General features: G+C 34.6%; 19 protein-coding genes. 10 read left to right on the top strand and 9 right to left on the bottom strand.

The features are described 5' to 3' along the window. Nucleotides 1–22 precede the first annotated feature (22 nt). Together EYD45_RS05570 and EYD45_RS05575 are read left to right on the top strand one after the other, a co-directional pair. Nucleotides 23–955: a T9SS type A sorting domain-containing protein gene (locus EYD45_RS05570; protein WP_130963417.1), complete on the top strand. Its 933-nt coding sequence runs from the start codon at nucleotides 23–25 to the stop codon at nucleotides 953–955. Nucleotides 956–1,045: 90 nt separating this feature from the next. Then, entirely contained in the window at nucleotides 1,046–3,052 is a 2,007-nt protein-coding gene (locus EYD45_RS05575) for a T9SS type A sorting domain-containing protein (RefSeq protein WP_165453891.1), read from the top strand. On the opposite strand, the gene EYD45_RS05580 is transcribed toward EYD45_RS05575, so the two are convergent. Further along, a complete protein-coding gene (locus tag EYD45_RS05580) occupies nucleotides 3,053–4,087 on the bottom strand; it encodes a quinone-dependent dihydroorotate dehydrogenase (RefSeq protein ID WP_130963421.1) in 1,035 nt (344 codons plus the stop codon). Nucleotides 4,088–4,238: 151 nt separating this feature from the next. On the opposite strand from EYD45_RS05580, the gene pepT reads away from it, so the two are divergent. Further along, entirely contained in the window at nucleotides 4,239–5,495 is a 1,257-nt protein-coding gene (pepT, locus tag EYD45_RS05585) for a peptidase T (protein ID WP_130963422.1), read from the top strand. Between the two features lie 17 nt (nucleotides 5,496–5,512). Further along, entirely contained in the window at nucleotides 5,513–6,112 is a 600-nt protein-coding gene (locus EYD45_RS05590; RefSeq protein WP_130963424.1) for a YdeI/OmpD-associated family protein, read from the top strand. Between the two features lie 54 nt (nucleotides 6,113–6,166). Here EYD45_RS05590 and yajC read toward each other — a convergent pair whose 3' ends face one another. The 3 genes from yajC to nusB all read right to left on the bottom strand — a co-directional run bounded on the left by yajC (nucleotide 6,167) and on the right by nusB (nucleotide 7,987). Continuing rightward, complete coding sequence (gene yajC, locus EYD45_RS05595) at nucleotides 6,167–6,466, bottom strand: preprotein translocase subunit YajC (protein WP_130963426.1); 300 nt, start codon at nucleotides 6,464–6,466, stop codon at nucleotides 6,167–6,169. Nucleotides 6,467–6,478: 12 nt separating this feature from the next. Further along, nucleotides 6,479–6,952: a DUF1573 domain-containing protein gene (locus EYD45_RS05600; protein ID WP_130963428.1), complete on the bottom strand. Its 474-nt coding sequence runs from the start codon at nucleotides 6,950–6,952 to the stop codon at nucleotides 6,479–6,481. A gap of 87 nt (nucleotides 6,953–7,039) precedes the next feature. Beyond that, nucleotides 7,040–7,987 (bottom strand): transcription antitermination factor NusB, encoded by a 948-nt coding sequence (gene nusB / locus EYD45_RS05605; protein ID WP_233702537.1) that lies wholly within the window; start codon nucleotides 7,985–7,987, stop codon nucleotides 7,040–7,042. Between the two features lie 202 nt (nucleotides 7,988–8,189). Here nusB and EYD45_RS05610 point away from each other — a divergent pair, with 202 nt between their 5' ends. From EYD45_RS05610 to EYD45_RS05620, 3 genes are all read left to right on the top strand, one after another. After that, entirely contained in the window at nucleotides 8,190–9,950 is a 1,761-nt protein-coding gene (locus EYD45_RS05610) for an ABC transporter ATP-binding protein (protein ID WP_130963430.1), read from the top strand. Nucleotides 9,951–10,080: 130 nt separating this feature from the next. Further along, nucleotides 10,081–10,470, top strand: coding sequence for a PUR family DNA/RNA-binding protein (locus tag EYD45_RS05615; protein ID WP_130963431.1), 390 nt, complete (start codon nucleotides 10,081–10,083; stop codon nucleotides 10,468–10,470). Nucleotides 10,471–10,549: 79 nt separating this feature from the next. Beyond that, a complete protein-coding gene (locus tag EYD45_RS05620) occupies nucleotides 10,550–13,063 on the top strand; it encodes a M14 family metallopeptidase (protein ID WP_130963433.1) in 2,514 nt (837 codons plus the stop codon). Here the strand turns inward: EYD45_RS05620 and EYD45_RS05625 are convergent. Continuing rightward, nucleotides 13,060–13,395: a tRNA-binding protein gene (locus tag EYD45_RS05625; protein ID WP_130963435.1), complete on the bottom strand. Its 336-nt coding sequence runs from the start codon at nucleotides 13,393–13,395 to the stop codon at nucleotides 13,060–13,062. The genes EYD45_RS05620 and EYD45_RS05625 overlap by 4 nt on opposite strands. Before the next feature lie 46 nt (nucleotides 13,396–13,441). Between EYD45_RS05625 and EYD45_RS05630 the strand changes: the two genes are divergently transcribed. Continuing rightward, the gene (locus tag EYD45_RS05630) at nucleotides 13,442–13,999 is read left to right on the top strand and encodes a thioredoxin family protein (protein ID WP_130963729.1); all 558 of its coding nucleotides are present in this window, start codon (nucleotides 13,442–13,444) and stop codon (nucleotides 13,997–13,999) included. Here EYD45_RS05630 and EYD45_RS05635 read toward each other — a convergent pair. The 4 genes from EYD45_RS05635 to EYD45_RS05650 form a co-directional block, all read right to left on the bottom strand. After that, complete coding sequence (locus EYD45_RS05635) at nucleotides 13,983–14,471, bottom strand: GNAT family N-acetyltransferase (RefSeq protein WP_130963437.1); 489 nt, start codon at nucleotides 14,469–14,471, stop codon at nucleotides 13,983–13,985. The two genes, EYD45_RS05630 and EYD45_RS05635, sit on opposite strands and share 17 nt — an antisense overlap. A gap of 1 nt (nucleotide 14,472) precedes the next feature. Further along, complete coding sequence (locus EYD45_RS05640) at nucleotides 14,473–15,018, bottom strand: YfiT family bacillithiol transferase (protein WP_130963439.1); 546 nt, start codon at nucleotides 15,016–15,018, stop codon at nucleotides 14,473–14,475. A 46-nt stretch (nucleotides 15,019–15,064) separates the two neighbouring features. After that, nucleotides 15,065–15,487 (bottom strand): hypothetical protein, encoded by a 423-nt coding sequence (locus tag EYD45_RS05645; RefSeq protein WP_130963441.1) that lies wholly within the window; start codon nucleotides 15,485–15,487, stop codon nucleotides 15,065–15,067. Nucleotides 15,488–15,694: 207 nt separating this feature from the next. Continuing rightward, entirely contained in the window at nucleotides 15,695–16,627 is a 933-nt protein-coding gene (locus EYD45_RS05650; protein WP_130963443.1) for a peptidylprolyl isomerase, read from the bottom strand. 238 nt (nucleotides 16,628–16,865) lie between these two features. Here EYD45_RS05650 and EYD45_RS05655 point away from each other — a divergent pair, with 238 nt between their 5' ends. Both EYD45_RS05655 and EYD45_RS05660 read left to right on the top strand, forming a co-directional pair. After that, a complete protein-coding gene (locus EYD45_RS05655; protein ID WP_130963445.1) occupies nucleotides 16,866–17,204 on the top strand; it encodes a hypothetical protein in 339 nt (112 codons plus the stop codon). Nucleotides 17,205–17,357: 153 nt separating this feature from the next. Beyond that, the gene (locus EYD45_RS05660; protein ID WP_130963446.1) at nucleotides 17,358–17,819 is read left to right on the top strand and encodes a VOC family protein; all 462 of its coding nucleotides are present in this window, start codon (nucleotides 17,358–17,360) and stop codon (nucleotides 17,817–17,819) included. Nucleotides 17,820–17,856 lie beyond the last annotated feature (37 nt).

Below are 17,856 nucleotides of genomic sequence, written 5' to 3' on the forward strand. Positions count from 1 at the left end.
TTGATCTATCAAAATATTTACTATGAACAAAACTACTTCATTTATTTACCTACTTCTTTTCTTATTCAATTGTTCCCTCTTTAGTCAGAGCACAGCAAATTACACTATTACGGTTTCCACAATATGGAACGCCGGAGACCACACTTCTATTCCTAACGATCCGCATTGGTCTCCATTATCAGGGGCTACACATAAAAACATGAATGATATTTTAACCTTTGGGGCACCAGCGCCGCTTACCGATGGTATCAAGGATATAGCCGAAAGAGGTGTTACCTCAAATTTTCAATCGGAAATCAATGGAAATTCGAATGCCAACCAATATTTACAAGCTGGTTTTTCACCACGCCAAGCAGAAGATAGTGTAGCAGAACTTAGTAGTGTTACCGTAAGCGAAGATTTCCCATACATTACGCTTGTATCTATGGTTGCTCCCAGCCCTGACTGGTTTATTGCAGTAAACAGCGAAAACCTAAGATCTGGGAACCCTTCAGTAAACAATGGTTGGAAAGCTACTTTTACTATTGATATGTTTGCCTATGATGCTGGCACCGATTCTGGAACCGACTATGAATCAGGAAACTCAGTAACAAACCCTAGAGAAAATATAACTATGGTATCGGGCGCTCCTATTAATGGCAATAAAATGGGAACTATTACATTTACTTACAATTCTTCAACTTTGAGTAACAGTAATATTTCAGAGAATATAGAAAACATAAGAGTTTTTCCTAATCCGGCTTCAGATAAAATTACTATTTCCAATATTCAAAATACAAGACTAAAAAACATTGAAATCTTTTCAATTCTCGGTAAATTAAATCATCGATTTTTAGTTGAAAACAATTATAATAAAATTGATTTAAATATATCAAACTTAACTTCAGGTATTTATCTTTTAAAGCTTAATAATGAAGACGGTAACAGTAAAACTCAAAAGCTAATAGTCCGATAATCGCACATTATCGATAAAAATTTTACTGTTAACGTTTTTTTTACAAAATTCTAAAGCTGCGGGGTACATTTGATTTAAACTATGTGCCCCATGAAGTTTTGCCCAAATTTGAGTATTGTAGTACTTGCGATTTTTATGTCGTTCGTGCAATACAATTATGCTCAAAATTCTTCTAACTTTTGTGGCACTGAAATAACAGACGAATCACTATCCTATTTCCAAAGTTTTCAAGATAACATCAAACTATACGAAAAGGAGTTTGCTGCTCTTACTGCCACGGCAAGAAAGTCTGGCGCTAATAAAAATTCTACCCCTACGGTATTAAATTCCATTCCTGTTAAGGCACATATTATCCGTCCGTCCGATGGAAATGGTGGATTAAGTCTGAAAGGACTATATGATGCGATTGGGGATTTAAATGAAATTTATGCAGATGCCTACATGGAATTCTTTCTATGTGAAGAGGTGAATTACATTGACAATGATGATTTTTATTATGAGTTTAGCAGGTCTAAAGAAGCCGATTTAACTGCTGATAATTATACACATGGTGTTATAAACATTTATTTCACTCAATATGTTGAAGTAAAACCAGGTGTTAGCTTATGCGGTTATTCCAATACTTTTGGAGGTTCTGACGTTGTTGTTATGAACAATGGCTGTGGACTTAATGGTACTTCTTTGGCTCATGAAATAGGACATTTCTTTTCTTTGATGCATACCCACGGGCCTGACAATCATGCATTAACTACCGAATTAGTTGATGGCTCCAATTGTGATACCGATGGTGATATGATTTGTGATACTCCCGCTGACCCAGGACTAGGAACTGATTGTGTGAATAACGATTGCGAATACACAGGAAATTTAAAGGATGCCAATGGTGATGTTTATACGCCAGATACAAAAAACATAATGTCTTATTCTCGATCTAGTTGTAAGTCGTACTTTTCAGAACAGCAATTGGCAAGAATTTATGCATTTTACAAATCTGCCAGACAATATTTGTCCTGTCCATCCGCCAATGTGAATTTTACAGCAGATAACTACCAAGAATGTGGTGATGAACTCACAGTACAATTTACGGATTTAAGTATTGGCGCTACATCATGGCAGTGGGACGTAGATGGTGATAATGTAGTAGACTACACAGAACAGCATCCAACACACACCTACTCCGAAGGTATTTACGATGTAACATTAACGGTTTCAGTAGGAAATTTAGTTTATAAAAATGGAGATGAAAATGAGAGTGCCCCAACAGGCCTTATAAGCAAAACATTTTCACAAGTTATCAAAGTAGGAACTCATGAAGACAGTTCTATGAATATAGGTTTTGATACATTTGATTTTGCTAGTTCTAACGGTTGGTCTGCCATTGATGTTTCTGGAAATGGTTTTAATTGGTTGGTTAATTCAGGGGAAACTATATCGAGCGATACTGGCCCTATGCTTGACAAAACGAGTGGTAAAACTTCTGGAAAGTACATTTATGTAGAAGCTTCTGGATCAAAAGAAGGTGATGTTGCTGAGTTCATATCCCCCTGTATAAGTGTAAACGAAAAAAATGCGCTTTTAGAGTTTTACTATCATATGTTTGGAGATAATATTGGAGAACTTCATATCGATATCGAAACTCCAAATGGCTATTTTGATGATGTTATTGCTCCTTTAATTGGTGAACAACAAACCAATCAAACCGAGGATTTTATCGCGCAATCAATTAACTTATCTAGGTTTTACGGGCAAACTATAAACATACATTTTCGAGCTGTTCGCGGTGATGGATGGGCAGGTGATATTGCCATTGATGGCATTAGCATAAAAGGAAATGCCGTTACGCAAAAAGGTAATGATACTCCTGCTTTAAAATTGTTCCCTAATCCTGTAACAGATAATATTTTAAATATTGTATCCACTTCAAAGAAGAAAAACGCAGAGGATTACTTTACAGTATCTAATCTCGTAGGACAAGTATTTTTAAAAGGCAGCTTGCAAGATAGTCGACAAATTAATGTTTCACAGTTACCCAAAGGTTCTTATCTAGTAACCGTAGTTAACGGTAAAAATATTGAAGTAAAACAGTTTATAAAGTAATTATTGTGCTTTCAGAATCGCAGTATTTATGCCCTTTATTAAACTTGGTCCTTCATAAATAAAGCCTGTGTAAATCTGTACCAAATCTGCTCCAGCATCTAATTTCTCTAATGCGTCTTCAGCAGAATGAATACCCCCAACACCAATAATTGGAAATGCCTTATTACTCTTTTCTGAAAGGTATTTGATAACTCTAGTACTTTTTTCCTTAATAGGCTGACCACTAAGCCCACCATTACCAATGTCATCAAGTTGTGCTTTTGAAGCCTTTAAGCCAGTCCTATCTGTAGATGTATTGCTGGCGATAACACCGTCAAGATTTGTATCCTTCACAAGTTCAACTATTTCATCTAATTGCCGATCATTTAAATCGGGAGCAATCTTTAACAAAATTGGTTTTTGAGTTTCAAAAGCACTGTTCTCTTTTTTAACAGCTTTTATTAATTCTTCAAGATAATCCTTATCATTTAATTTTGCATGACTTCCCACGTTTGGGCAACTCACGTTCAGTACAAAATAATTTACATAAGGATGCAGTGCCTTAAAGCATTCTAAATAATCTCTGGTATAATCTTCAGGTTTTGTTGCTGTATTCTTACCTATATTGCCCCCAATAATCAATTTTCCCTTATTCTTCTTTAACTGCGCTATAGCAGCATCCAAACCTTCATTATTGAATCCCATTCTATTGATAATCCCTTTATCATCTTTTAAACGAAACAACCGCTTTTTCGGATTTCCGGGTTGCCCTTTTGGAGTTACGGTACCAATTTCAATAAAACCAAATCCGAAATTGGCAAGCTCATTGTACAAAACTGCATTTTTATCAAATCCTGCAGCAAGACCTACTGGATTTTTAAATTTTAATCCGAAAACTTCACGCTCCAAACGTTTGTCTTCAATAGTATAAAGGCTTCTAAACAACGATGGAAACCCAGGAATTTTTGAAGAAAATTTAATTAAACTAAACGTAAAATGATGAATCTTTTCAGGATCGAATGCAAAAAATAACGGTCGGAGAAGCGTTTTGTACATCTATAATATTTATGCAAAAATAGGTTGAAATACTGTAAATAAAAAATTGATATTATGTTGCTTTCTTTCCCTACAAATTTCAATAAAAATTGTAAATTGTTATGGAGATTATCTCTCTAAATAAGACTAAAAACTTAAACCATAGTTCTACATGATTTCAAAAGAAGATATCATAAAACGTTTTGTAAGTTATGTTACCATTGACACGGAGTCCGATCCCAATTCGGACACAACACCTAGCACAAAAAAACAATGGGACCTAGCCAATAAACTTGCCGAAGAATTAAAGCGCATAGGCATGCAAGATGTTTCTATTGATGACAATGCATATATTATGGCTACACTACCCAGCAATGTAGATCATGAAGTACCTACCATAGGTTTTATTGCTCATTTCGACACCTCTCCAGATTTTACTGGAGCCAATGTTAAACCTCAAATTGTAGAGAATTACCATGGTGGCGATCTTGTTTTAAACAAGGAAGAAAATATAATATTATCTCTTGATTATTTTGAAGATTTAAAACAATATATAGGTCAAACGTTGATTACAACAGATGGCACAACCCTTTTAGGAGCTGATGATAAAGCAGGCATTTGTGAAATTATTTCAGCGATGGAATATTTAATCCAGCACCCTGAAATTAAACATGGTACGATACGAGTAGGTTTCACCCCCGATGAGGAAATTGGTCGTGGCGCTCATAAATTTGATATTAAAAAGTTTGGTGCAGACTGGGCTTATACGATGGATGGTAGCCAAATTGGAGAACTGGAATACGAAAACTTTAATGCTGCCAGTGCTGTTGTAAAGGTAAAGGGTAAAATAGTACACCCAGGCTATGCGAAGGGGAAAATGATAAACTCCATGTACATTGCTACGGAATTCATCAACTCTTTACCACGTATAGAAACCCCAGAGCACACCGAGGAATACCAAGGTTTTTTCCATTTGCATGATATTGTGGGCGAGGTTGAAGAAACTACATTGCAATACATTATTCGCGACCATGATAAAGGCCATTTTGAAGCCCGAAAAGAAGTAATGCATAAATTGACCAATGAGCTAAACTCCCAATATGGAAGAGAAGTTATAACTACTGAAATAAAAGATCAATATTACAACATGCGGGAGAAGATTGAACCTGTAATGCATATTGTAGATATTGCCGAAGAAGCAATGAAACTCTTAGATATTGAACCTTTGATAAAAGCCATTCGCGGTGGAACGGACGGGTCGCAGTTAAGTTATATGGGATTACCCTGTCCTAATATTTTTGCTGGTGGCCACAACTTTCATGGGCGTTATGAATATGTCCCTGTAGAAAGTATGATTAAAGCCACCGAAGTGATTTGTAAGATTGCAGAATTGACAGCTGAAAAAGCTAAGGGTGATTTGATTTCATAAATACTTCAAAACATCAAATGAAAAAAGTACACTCTGTAGAAGAATATATAGAAGAAAACACGCATTATAGTGAAGCATTAGAATTGTTACGTTCCATCATCCTATCCACAGAACTGGAAGAAACTATAAAATGGAGCTTCCCAGTGTATACCCTTAAAAACAAAAATGTGGTAAGTATAGGCGCTTTTAAAAACCATTTTGGGATTTGGTTTTTTAACGGTGTCTTTCTAAAAGATAAACTACAAATTTTACAAAACTCACAAGACGGCAAAACTAAAGCGATGCGACAAATGCGCTTTGAATCTATTGATGATATTGACAAAAACGTAGTTTTAGCTTATGTAAACGAAGCTATAGAAAACCAAAAACTAGGGAAGGAAATAAGACCAGATAGAAGTAAAAAAGAAGTTGTTATCCCAAAAGAGCTTAATGATGCACTTAAAGGCAATTCAGACTTAAGATCAGCCTTCACTAGTCTATCAAATTACAAGCAGCGCGAGTATTGTGAGCACATTTCAACAGCAAAACGTGAAGCAACCAAACAAGCGCGTTTAGAAAAAATTATGCCGATGATTTTAAATGGTATAGGACTGCATGATAAATATAAAAACTGCTAAAAATCAAAAAAGCTTCCCGCAATAGGAAGCTTTTTCAAAGTCAGTTTTTAGTCTTTATTTTTTGGAGCCTGCTGGAGCATTCAATTTATTACTCATCTCCATAGAAATTGCAGAACGGTCAAACTTTAACTTGCCGGCTAAAGTTTCAATGACGCACGAGTTATCTTTATCGTTTAGTTCGGCTATTTTACCATGCAAACCACTTTTGGTTATCACTCTATCACCTTTTTTTAATTCTGCTGCAAATTTCTTTTCCTTTTTTGCACGTTTCATTTGAGGTGCTATCATAAAGAAATAGATAACCACAAACATTAATACAAATGGCAACAAACTGCCGAATCCTCCTTCTCCCATTGATTATGTAATTTAGCTTTGCGCTGGTTTAGCTTTGTTTGGATCTGGCTTTACAAATGCCGTAATTTTAACACTTTCTCTACCACTTTCCGTATTAGCAGTAATGTTAATGGTTTTTGACACTTTATTGGTACCACTACCATTAAATTTCACAGTAAATTGCCCTTCTCCCCCTGGAGCTAAAGGTTCTCTACTCCAATCTTTTGGCACTGTACAACCGCAAGTACTTTTAATATCAGTAATTACTAAAGGCGCTTCTCCTGTATTTTTGTATTTAAAAACAGTTTCCACCTGAGTTTTAGCTTCAATCTCGCCGAAATCATGCTCTTTTTTGTCAAACTCTAAAACTGGAAATTTTGATGCTACAGCATCTCTTTCAGCAGCTTTTGCCACATTGGCTTCACTTATTTTTTTTGTAGCGTCCTCTTTGCAGCTTGTAAAAGCTACTAAGCATAATACACTTAATCCTAATATTACTTTTTTCATAATTCTTGTTTTTATGATTTGGTGCGTCAAAAATAGGAATAATTTAACTGTTTAAAAACTTTTATGAGCTTCTTAACAGGGTTTAGTCTACATTAAACCACGCCCTACCTTATTTAATTTATCGGTTTTTTTGTATTCTTTTACCAGTTTGTCCAAAATACCATTAATAAAAATACTACTTTTGGGGGTCGAATATTCCTTTGCTATTTCCAGGTACTCGTTTATGGTTACCTTTACTGGTATTGATGGAAAATGTTGCAATTCACATATACCCATTTGCAATAAAACATAGTCTAAACTTGCAATTCTATCAGCATCCCAATTTTTTGTTTTTTGCGCTATTTCTTCGTTAATACCCTTAGTATTCAAAATAGTTTTTGTAAACAAATCTATCGCAAATTGTTTGTCCTCTGTGTCTTTATAAAGTTTTGGGGTAAAGTGTCCTTTAGAACTTGTCAATTTTAATTTTCTAAGTAGTTTTAAAATGGTGGTATTTACAGTTGGCAAATCATCTAACCACGTTAAATTCTTATCCTCAATATAATCGTACAGCTTATCATTTGGTGCAACAACCTCCTTAAAAATATCAATAAAAACATCTTTATCTTCCTTAAAATCAGATGTTCTGGTTTGCATATAATCGTTATATACATCACTTTTAGTAATGGCTTTAAAAATGATATCTATATACTCGTTATCCAATTCCCAATTGATGGATGAATTGTCTTTTATCTGTTCCATAAACGCTTCATTTTGTGCTATCAGCTGAAACACTTGATTGTTCACAAACTTCCTGTTGGGATTTTTATCTTCTGAAGTAGCTAGATGCTTTTTCTGTTTGTTCTCAATATCTTGTACAGCTCTTTTTTGAACCTCTAACAACAAAGACATCATTAGTAGATACAAACTGTACATATTCTCTATGCTAAACAACAGGAATTTTTCATCCTTTTTTAAATCATCACTTTCGCTGCCCCTAAAGGCATAAATGGTTTGCATCACCTTTACACGAATATGTCTTCTGTTTAGCATCATTACAAAGAACTTAAGTTAAAACGTATAGTAAGTTTTTTACCTTTTATGCTGGCAAAAATAAGACTATTTTAATAAAACAAGCTTTCATTTATGGTTTTGTTCTGGTAAATTCTTTTATTGATTATTTAACAGTTCTTAAAACCCGCACCAAGGCAATTGTATTTATAATGGCGTATATTTGCTACTTATTTTTTTAATTTAAGTGAAAGAACTCAAGCACCTAAACAAGTATTTTTTAAAGTACAAAACCCACTTGCTAGTTGGGGTTGTAATTACTATTGTTGCTCGAATATTTTTGCTCTTTACACCACGTTATATCCGGCGTATTTTCGAAATTATTGAAAATAAAGCAGGATTGAGCGATACTGAAATAAAAGGCGAATTATTAGAAGCGATACTGTATATAATAGGTGCTGCAATAATTGCAGGGTTATTTACTTTCTTGATGCGCCAAACTATTATCAATGTTTCCAGATACATTGAGTACGACCTTAAAAATGAGGTGTACGCGCAATACCAAAAACTCTCACTTAACTTTTATAAAAAAAACAGAACAGGTGATTTAATGAACCGAATAAGTGAAGATGTAGGTAGGGTTCGTATGTATGCTGGTCCAGCAATAATGTACAGTATCAATACTATTACCTTATTCGTCATTGCTTTGATTTATATGTATAATCAAGCACCAACGCTTACGTTGTACACAGTTATACCATTGCCAATTCTATCTGTAATTATCTATAAATTAAGTAAAGAAATACATAAGCGCAGTACCATTGTACAAGAATATCTGTCAAAGCTTTCAACGTTTACACAAGAATCTTTTAGTGGTATATCAGTAATTAAAGCTTATGGTATTGAGCCAAAAACCTCGGCAGATTTTGATGCACTTTCAACTACTAGTAAAGAGAAGCAACTACATCTTGTAAAAGTACAAGCTTTATTTTTCCCTATGATGATATTGCTAATTGGCACCAGTAACCTTTTAGTAATTTACATAGGTGGCATGCAATACATTAACGGCGAGATTGAAAGTCTAGGTACTATTGCGGAATTTATTATTTACGTAAATATGCTCACATGGCCAGTAGCAACTGTAGGTTGGGTGACATCCATTGTACAGCAAGCTGAGGCATCACAAAAGCGTATCAATGAATTTTTAAAAATTGAACCCGAAATTAGAAATGAGGTTGAGCACCCCACAAACATCACTGGAGATATTACTTTTAAAAATGTATCTTTCACTTACGATGATACGAATATTCAAGCCTTAAAAGGTGTTTCGTTTGAAATAAAAGCTGGAGAAACCTTAGCTATTTTGGGGAAAACAGGTTCAGGAAAATCTACAATATTAGATTTGGTAGGTAGGCTATATGATATCGATAAGGGACAAATTCTTTTAAATGATATTGAAATCAGCAAACATAATTTGTCTAGTTTGAGAGAAAACATAGGTTATGTACCACAAGATGCCTTCTTATTTTCAGACTCTATTAAGAACAATATCAAATTTGGGAAAGAAGATGCTACTGATGAAGACGTCATTACTGCAGCAAAAAACGCCTACGTCCATAAAAACATAGTTAAGTTTAGTAAAGGTTATGACACTGTTTTGGGAGAACGTGGTATTACGCTATCAGGAGGTCAAAAGCAAAGAGTTTCCATAGCTAGAGCCATTATTAAATCTCCACAAATTTTATTGTTTGACGATTGCTTATCTGCTGTTGATACAGAAACTGAGGAAAAAATATTGAAAAACCTTTTTAGAATTTCGAAAGGCAAAACCACAATCATAGTAAGCCATCGTGTGTCTTCTGCTAAAAATGCAGATAAAATTATTGTTTTAGATGATGGAAAAATTATTCAAGAGGGCACACATGAAACTCTTATAAACGTTGAAGGCTACTATAAAGATTTGTACTTAAAGCAACTTAGCGAGTCTTCTGAAAACAAAATAAGCTAACTTTCAATTTAAAATAAACCGTTGGATTTAATTCAATAAAAATCAGCATTTTAAAAAGAATATTTAAAAAATGTTGGTAAGTTTCGGTTTTTTTTAGATTTTTGAAGTAATCAATATTTAACAAAGTATAATGAACAATAACGGTATGATGGAGAAAGAGGAAATTTTTTCTAAAGTATTAAGAGCAGGAAGACGCACCTATTTTTTTGATGTTAGAGCTACAAAAGCTGAAGATTATTACTTAACAATTACTGAGAGTAAAAAATTTACGAATGATGACGGGTCGTACCATTACAAAAAGCACAAAATCTATATTTATAAGGAAGATTTCTCTGAGTTCAAGGAAATTCTAGCTGAAATGACTGATTTCATTATTAGAGAAAAAGGAAATGAAGTGATTAGTGAGCGTCATCAAAAAGACTTCAAAAAAGACTATGAAAAACCGACTGTTGAAAGTAGCGCAACAGAAGAAACAAAATCTACCGACAATTTTACTGATATAGATTTTGACGATATTTAAGCTTTAACAAAGATTTATCATAATGAAACCGCCATTACTCATGGCGGTTTTTTTATATTTATACGTCAAAAAATCTCTTATGAAGAAGCTATTACTAGTTTGTTTTGTGATGTTTGCGTTGACTCTAACATCCCAAAACACGCCCGACTTATCGTATTACTTACCACAAAACGTTGCCTATAACAAAAATATACCAACACCTGAAAGCGTTGTTGGTCACCAAGTAGGAGAATGGCATATTACGCACGACAAATTGGTGCAATATATGTATGCTTTAGCAGATGCTTCAGATAGAATCACTATAGAGAATAGAGGTAAAACTTTTGAAGCCAGACCACTATTACTACTTACTATAAGTTCGCCTAAAAATCTCGCAAACATTGAAACTATTAGAACAAAACACATTGAAGCGACTAATAGCGATACATCGGTTGATAATAGCAAAAACCCAATCGTGGTGTACCAAGGCTACTCCATACATGGAAATGAACCTAGTGGCTCCAATGCGGCTTTATTAGTGGCATACTATTTGGCTGCTGCAGAAGGAAACGAGATAGATAATCTACTGGATAATACGGTGATTCTTTTTGATCCTTCATATAATCCGGACGGATTACAACGTTTTGCATATTGGGTGAATACTAACAAGAGCATTAATCTTAATCCAGACCCAAACGACAGAGAGTATAGTGAGGTTTGGCCGGGAGGAAGAACCAACCACTATTGGTTTGACATGAACAGAGATTGGCTACCTGTACAATTACCAGAGTCTAGAGTTAGAATTAAAACCTTCCACAAGTGGCTGCCTAATATTTTAACCGACCATCATGAAATGGGTACGTATTCTACTTTCTTTTTTCAACCTGGTATCCCTTCAAGAACACACCCCTTAACCCCAAAACTGAATCAAGAATTAACTGCTAAAATTGGTAATTATCATGCAAAAGCCCTAGATAAAATAGGCTCCTTATACTTTACTGAAGAGAGCTATGATGATTTCTACTATGGTAAAGGCTCTACGTTTCCTGACATCAATGGCAGTATTGGTATTTTATTTGAGCAAGCCAGTTCCAGAGGTCATATTCAAGAAAGCGACAACGGAATTTTAACCTTTCCATTTACAATACGAAACCAGTTTACCACAAGTTTATCCACTTTAGAGGCTGCCGTTGAAATGCGAGAAGACATCTTAACATATCAACAAAACTTCTATAAAAATGCCAGAAGCGAGAGTGCCAAAGACAAAGGAAAAGCCATTGTGTTTGGAGATGAAAAAGATGCTGCTAAAACGTTTCATTTGGCTGAAATTCTTAATCGTCACAACATAAGAATTCATGAGATAGACAATGACTTTAAAGCCAATGGAAAAACCTTTAAAAGAGGGTACAGCTTTATTGTTCCCAAAAACCAAAAGAACAGCAGGTTGATTAATGCCATGTTTGAAAAACGAACGTCGTTTCGAGATAGCTTGTTCTATGACATTTCAGCATGGACGTTCCCGTTAGCTTTTAATTTAGACTACGCCAATAATGTTGCTACCTCAAACCTTGGAAATGAAGTTAAAGACTTAAAATTGAAGGACGGTGCGGTAACATCTAAAAGTAATTATGCATACCTGATGGAATGGCATGAGTACTATTCACCAAAGTTCCTTAATGAAGTTTTATCAAAAGGAACCAGGGTAAAAGTAGCTTTAAAACAATTTAGCATAAATGGCATAGACTACGATTACGGCACTATTTTGATACCTGTTCAAAATCAAAAATTAAAGGCTGATGAACTGCATAGTTTTCTCCAAAAAGTAGCAAAAGAAAGTCATGTAACTGTTAATTCAGTTAGCACAGGATTAACACAAGGTATAGATTTAGGCAGCCGAAATTTTAAAACTCTCGAAAAACCAGAAATTGCCCTTATTGTAGGTTCTGGAATTTCATCTTATGACGCTGGAGAAATTTGGCATTTGCTTGACACACGTTATGATGTAACCGTAACCAAACTAGATACAAAAAGTATTAGAAGAGCTAATTTAGATAGATACAATACGATTATCATTCCTAATTTAAGCAGATTGGGCGATGCTGAAACAAAAAAATTAAAGGAATGGACTAAAAATGGAGGTACCATTATCGGGTATAGAAATACCGTGAAATGGCTTGAAAAACAAGAGTTTATAAAAGCCAAATTTGAAAAAATTGATATCCCAGCCAAAACTATAACTTTTGAAGATGTAAGTAGTTTTAAGGGTGCACAGCGTATTGGTGGCGCCATTTTTGAAACAAAAATAGACCGTTCGCATCCCATAAATTTTGGTTACAAAAATGACAGACTTCCCATGTTTAGGAATACAACAATTTTTATGAAAGCAGATTCCCTTAGTTATAACAATCCAATTCAGTATGCTAAATCACCGCTTTTAAGTGGTTATATATCAAAACCTAATTTAGATGTATTGTCAGGAAGTGTTCCCTTAAAAATACAAAAATCTGGTAATGGGAAAGTTGTGGCATTTACTGATAATACCAACTTTAGAGCGTTTTGGTATGGTACAAATAAGCTTTTAATGAACGCTATATTTTTTAGGGATGAGCTTTAAGAAACAGTGCTACCGTTTTTTACCTTAGTTTCTGGGTTCAACAAAATAACGTCTTTACCGTTAACAGCGCCCAAAACCAAACACTCGCTCATAAATTTGGCGATTTGTTTGTTTGGGAAATTCACAACTGCAACAATTTGCCTGTTAAGTAAATCGTCTTTGGTGTACAGGGTTGTTATTTGTGCAGAAGACTTCTTGATACCCAAATCTCCAAAATCAATAGTTAATTGATATGCTGGATTTCTGGCTTCAGGAAAATCATTTACTTCAATAATAGTTCCTACTCTTAAATCAACTTTGGTAAAATCTTCAAAAGATATTGTATCGCTCATTTTTCAAAAATATAAATAATTCCGACATTTGAAGAAACAAAACGTTATGGCAAGAACTCCATCAAATATGCTTCCGTTAGGAACTAAAGCTCCAGATTTCTCACTTTTAGATACTGTTTCTAATTCCGTTTTAAGTTTAAACGCACTTAAGGGCGAAAGAGGCATGGTTATTCTATTTATTTGCAACCACTGCCCTTTTGTAATACATGTGAATTCAGAATTGGTCGCTATTGCAAATGAATACAAATCTAAAGGCATTAATGTTATTGCGATTTCTAGTAATGATGTCGAAAATTACCCTCAGGATAGTCCTGAGAAAATGAAAGTTCATGCACAAACAGAAGGTTATCCATTTCCCTATTTATACGATGAAACGCAGGATGTTGCTAAAGCTTACGATGCAGCATGCACGCCTGATTTTTATGTATTTGATGATAATTTAGAGTTAGTATATCGCGGACAATTGGATGATTCCAGACCTGGAAATGATATTCCTCTCACAGGAAAAGATTTAAGGCATGCCTTAGATTGTTTAATTGAAAACAAAGAAAACACGGCAAATCAAAAACCAAGTATCGGTTGTAATATTAAATGGAAAGTTTAAGTTGGTAGATACCTACATCGTGCCACTTGCCAAATTTTAAGCCTACTTCTTTTAAAAGTGCTACTTCTTTAAATCCAAACTTCTCATGAAGTTTAACGCTAGCATCATTTGGGATCGTTAAAACACCCAATACTGTATGTGCGTCTGTAAACTTCAATTTGTCTAGTAGCTCCTTATAAAGTTTTGTCCCTATCTGCTGTCCATGTGCATCGTGTTTTACATATACCGTAGATTCAACCGTAAAATTGTATGCTGGTTTCGGTCTAAACCTACTGGCGTATGCAAATCCTAAAATCTCATTGCCCTCTTCAAAAACCAAAAATGGATATTCAGAATCTATACGATTCACTTTTGCCTGAAATGTGTCAAATGTTAAAGGTTCAATATCAAAAGTAGAGACCGTATTGGTTACATAATAATTGTATATATCCAACAATGCTTTGATATCCTCTTTAGTAAAACGTCTTATCATTTTAAAGCCACCCTTTTTGCTTCATTACGTTTTCAATATGTGCATAATGATGGTTGCTATGCCACGCGTAATTGCCAATGTTATAATCTAGTGGCACTTCGCTATTGGTTTCGGGATGTCTAAAGCTTTTTTTCAAATCGTCTTTTGACAAACCTTTTAACAGATACACCAATTTATAGTGAATAGCTTTTAAATGCTCAAGAGACATCTGTATTGGCGCTGTTCTGCTATCGAACAATTCTGCCCAATCTGCCTCATTATAAGCTTTTATCAAAGGTTTATCCTCAGTAAGTGCCCATTTGAATCGTGTGTAACTATGATGATGACTGTCAGAAACATGATGCACTGTTTGCCTTATAGTCCAACCGTCTGGTCTGTATGGCGTATCAAGTTGTTCCTTATTTAAATGCTTTACCAAAGCCTCAAACCGAATAGGGAAGGTTTCTAAAATAGCAATCCATTCATTAATATGAGCTTGGGTAATTAGTTCAGGACATTGAAATTGCCCTATTGGATATTTTAGTTTTTCAAGTTTTTCAGCGTCCACAATAATAGATTTATATATGTGGTTCTAAAATAAGTATTAATTATGATTATGCGACCTCGTCAAGCTCTTTTTTAACCCAATTAATTGCCTCGTATAAAGACATAAAATGCTTTATTTTATTGTTGAAGAATAAATTCTCTACCATCAAATTCATCTTGTTCATCGGGTTATTGGAAACCACACAATAGGCTTTCATACTATAGTCGCTTTTGAAGAACTTTAACCAGTCAACCGCCTTTACCGAGTACGAATTTATACGGTTGGAAATGTAAACCACATCCTTTCCATCTGTACCTAGATAATATGCCACATCTTGCACAAAATGTCTTGCGTGTTCCATCCAGCTTACAACAACACCTTGTTTTATTTCTGCAACAACAAAACCTTTAAATATGAAAACATCTCCAAAAGGATAATTGAGTTCTTTGAGAACTTCGGAGTAAAAATGAGTTTGTTTTACGCTTTCCACGGTGCAAAATTACATAGACAAAATAAGTTGCTTAAAAAAACTCGATAAATCTATTAATTTAACGTCAGACTGCTATTATTCGCAAAAAAGGCGCTCATTTAAAGCGCCCTTTTGATAATTTATAAATAATCCGTTGGCTTTTTTACAAAAGCTTTGATTTTGAAGATAACAAGCAATGCACAAACTTGTATAAAAGCTGTGCCTCGCTTATTTCACATTCATCAATTCTACATCAAAAATTAAATTTGCATCTGGAGGAATTACGCCACCAGCGCCGCGACTTCCGTAGGCTAAATGACTTGGAATTACCAAACGTGCTTTATCACCAACATTCAGTAAGCCAATACCTTCATCCCAACCCGGAATTACTTGACCAACACCTAATGGAAAATCTATTGGTTGGTTTCTCTTATATGAAGAATCGAAAACCGTACCGTCCATTAACTGGCCCTTATAATGTACAGAAACTGTTTTACCCTTTTCTGCCTTTACACCATCACCTTTTTGAATAATTTGGTAGCGCAAACCACTATCTGTTTTTTCAAATCCCGCAGCCACTTTTTCTAGCTCTGCTTCTTGTTTTGCTTTTTCTTCGGCTAATCTTTTTTCTCTTGAGCCTTCAAAAGTTCTAAACGCTTCAATCGCATTAAATGCCTCTGCGTCTGCCCCTTCCCTTATAATTTCTACGCTCTCAATTTCGTCACCCTGTGCAATAGCATCCACAACCTCTTGCCCATGTTCTACTTTACCAAAAACTGTATGATTATTATCCAACCATGGTGTTTCTACATGAGTAATAAAAAACTGACTCCCGTTAGTACCAGGGCCAGCATTTGCCATAGATAAAACACCTGGACCGTCATGTTTTAAATCTGGGTGAAATTCATCATCAAACTGATAACCAGGGTTTCCAGCACCTGTTCCGTTTGGACAGCCACCTTGAATCATAAAATCAGGAATTACCCTATGAAATTTTAAGCCATCATAATATGGTGTACCTTGAGGTTTTACCGAATTTTCTAGATTACCCTCTGCCAAAGCCACGAAGTTACCCACGGTTCCTGGCGTCTTTTTATATTCTAAAGCTACTAATATTTCGCCTTTTGAAGTATTGAATTTTGCGTATAATCCGTCTTGCATTGTTCTGTTTTTTAATGAGGTGCAAATATAGGACGAATTTTAAACTTAAACCGAAGGATTTTGCGTTTTTGTAATGTGTATCATAGTAAAAACAAGAGTGTTTATATGAGCGATGACACTTTACTTTAAACTGCAAGAAAATTTAACTAACTTCGTTTGTTATGAGATATAAGTCACTAAAAAGACGTATCTACACTAAATTTCGATGCATTATCGAAAATATTAATATGAATTGTCAATGGGCGAAATATTTGGAGAAATATTTGCGAGATGGATTCTTGCTGGAATTTGGTTGGTATTAAATGCGATTTATGATTGGATTAAAGCATTGATTTTCGGAATTCCCAAAAAAGAGGTTGAACGGAAACGACTTGAGAAAAAATGGCTTTATAAAAAAGTTAGTCTTAAAGAAAAACTTAAAAACGGAATAGAAATTGGGACGATTGGAACTGTTATGGAGATTATTGATAGAAAAACTGCATTTGTAGAGTTTTATGATCAAAATGGAAAATTCATTGAAATTGATGGTGAATTAGCATTTAAAGTGGGGTTGAAAAATATTAAACTGAAAAGATAGCGTATTACAACAATTTATAATCGCAATTACTACCTGTTCGAATCCGCTCGGAATTGCTAACCTCTGTGACAAACCTAAAATTAATTTATATTAAATCACTACTGAAGGTTATACTAGACCATTGTATGGTATTTAAGAAAACGAAAACAGATTATGATTAAAGGACTTTATGAAACTCACCTCTATGTTGAAAACTTAGAGAAATCAATTGAATTTTACTCTAAAGTTCTTGGTTTAAAACAGTGTCGATTTGAATCAGAAAGGAGAGCTGCCTTTTTCTGGATTGGAAGTGACAAACAAGCAATGCTTGGCTTATGGGAAAAACCTAAAAAAGAAATTGATTTAAGGCATTTTGCTTTTGAATGTGATCCCGAATGGGTAATAAATGAATCTATTGATTTTTTAAAATCTCATAACTTAAATTATTGGAATTTTCTGCAAGACGACAATGAAGAACCAATGGTTTTTTGTTGGGTGCCAGCAGTCTCAATATATTTTAGCGATCCAGATGGACATTATCTCGAATTCATAGGGATTTTACCAGGAAAGACCAAAGGAGATAACGAAAAACGAGTTATAACCTATGAACAATGGCTCGAAATAAAGGATGAATAAAGATGCCATACCATAAAGAACTGAGGTAAAAACCAAG

The organism is Hyunsoonleella flava (assembly GCF_004310325.1).
Classification (GTDB): Bacteria; Bacteroidota; Bacteroidia; order Flavobacteriales; family Flavobacteriaceae; genus Jejuia; species Jejuia flava.

Bases quoted from the DNA above. Each gene is read 5' to 3' on its own strand.
- EYD45_RS05570 (WP_130963417.1), top strand. From the start codon at position 23: ATGAACAAAACTACTTCATTTATTTACCTACTTCTTTTCTTATTCAAT.
- EYD45_RS05575 (WP_165453891.1), top strand. From the start codon at position 1,046: ATGAAGTTTTGCCCAAATTTGAGTATTGTAGTACTTGCGATTTTTATG.
- EYD45_RS05580 (WP_130963421.1), bottom strand. From the start codon at position 4,087: ATGTACAAAACGCTTCTCCGACCGTTATTTTTTGCATTCGATCCTGAA.
- pepT (WP_130963422.1), top strand. From the start codon at position 4,239: ATGATTTCAAAAGAAGATATCATAAAACGTTTTGTAAGTTATGTTACC.
- EYD45_RS05590 (WP_130963424.1), top strand. From the start codon at position 5,513: ATGAAAAAAGTACACTCTGTAGAAGAATATATAGAAGAAAACACGCAT.
- yajC (WP_130963426.1), bottom strand. From the start codon at position 6,466: ATGGGAGAAGGAGGATTCGGCAGTTTGTTGCCATTTGTATTAATGTTT.
- EYD45_RS05600 (WP_130963428.1), bottom strand. From the start codon at position 6,952: ATGAAAAAAGTAATATTAGGATTAAGTGTATTATGCTTAGTAGCTTTT.
- nusB (WP_233702537.1), bottom strand. From the start codon at position 7,987: ATGATGCTAAACAGAAGACATATTCGTGTAAAGGTGATGCAAACCATT.
- EYD45_RS05615 (WP_130963431.1), top strand. From the start codon at position 10,081: ATGAACAATAACGGTATGATGGAGAAAGAGGAAATTTTTTCTAAAGTA.
- EYD45_RS05620 (WP_130963433.1), top strand. From the start codon at position 10,550: ATGAAGAAGCTATTACTAGTTTGTTTTGTGATGTTTGCGTTGACTCTA.
- EYD45_RS05625 (WP_130963435.1), bottom strand. From the start codon at position 13,395: ATGAGCGATACAATATCTTTTGAAGATTTTACCAAAGTTGATTTAAGA.
- EYD45_RS05630 (WP_130963729.1), top strand. From the start codon at position 13,442: ATGGCAAGAACTCCATCAAATATGCTTCCGTTAGGAACTAAAGCTCCA.
- EYD45_RS05635 (WP_130963437.1), bottom strand. From the start codon at position 14,471: ATGATAAGACGTTTTACTAAAGAGGATATCAAAGCATTGTTGGATATA.
- EYD45_RS05650 (WP_130963443.1), bottom strand. From the start codon at position 16,627: ATGCAAGACGGATTATACGCAAAATTCAATACTTCAAAAGGCGAAATA.
- EYD45_RS05655 (WP_130963445.1), top strand. From the start codon at position 16,866: ATGGGCGAAATATTTGGAGAAATATTTGCGAGATGGATTCTTGCTGGA.
- EYD45_RS05660 (WP_130963446.1), top strand. From the start codon at position 17,358: ATGATTAAAGGACTTTATGAAACTCACCTCTATGTTGAAAACTTAGAG.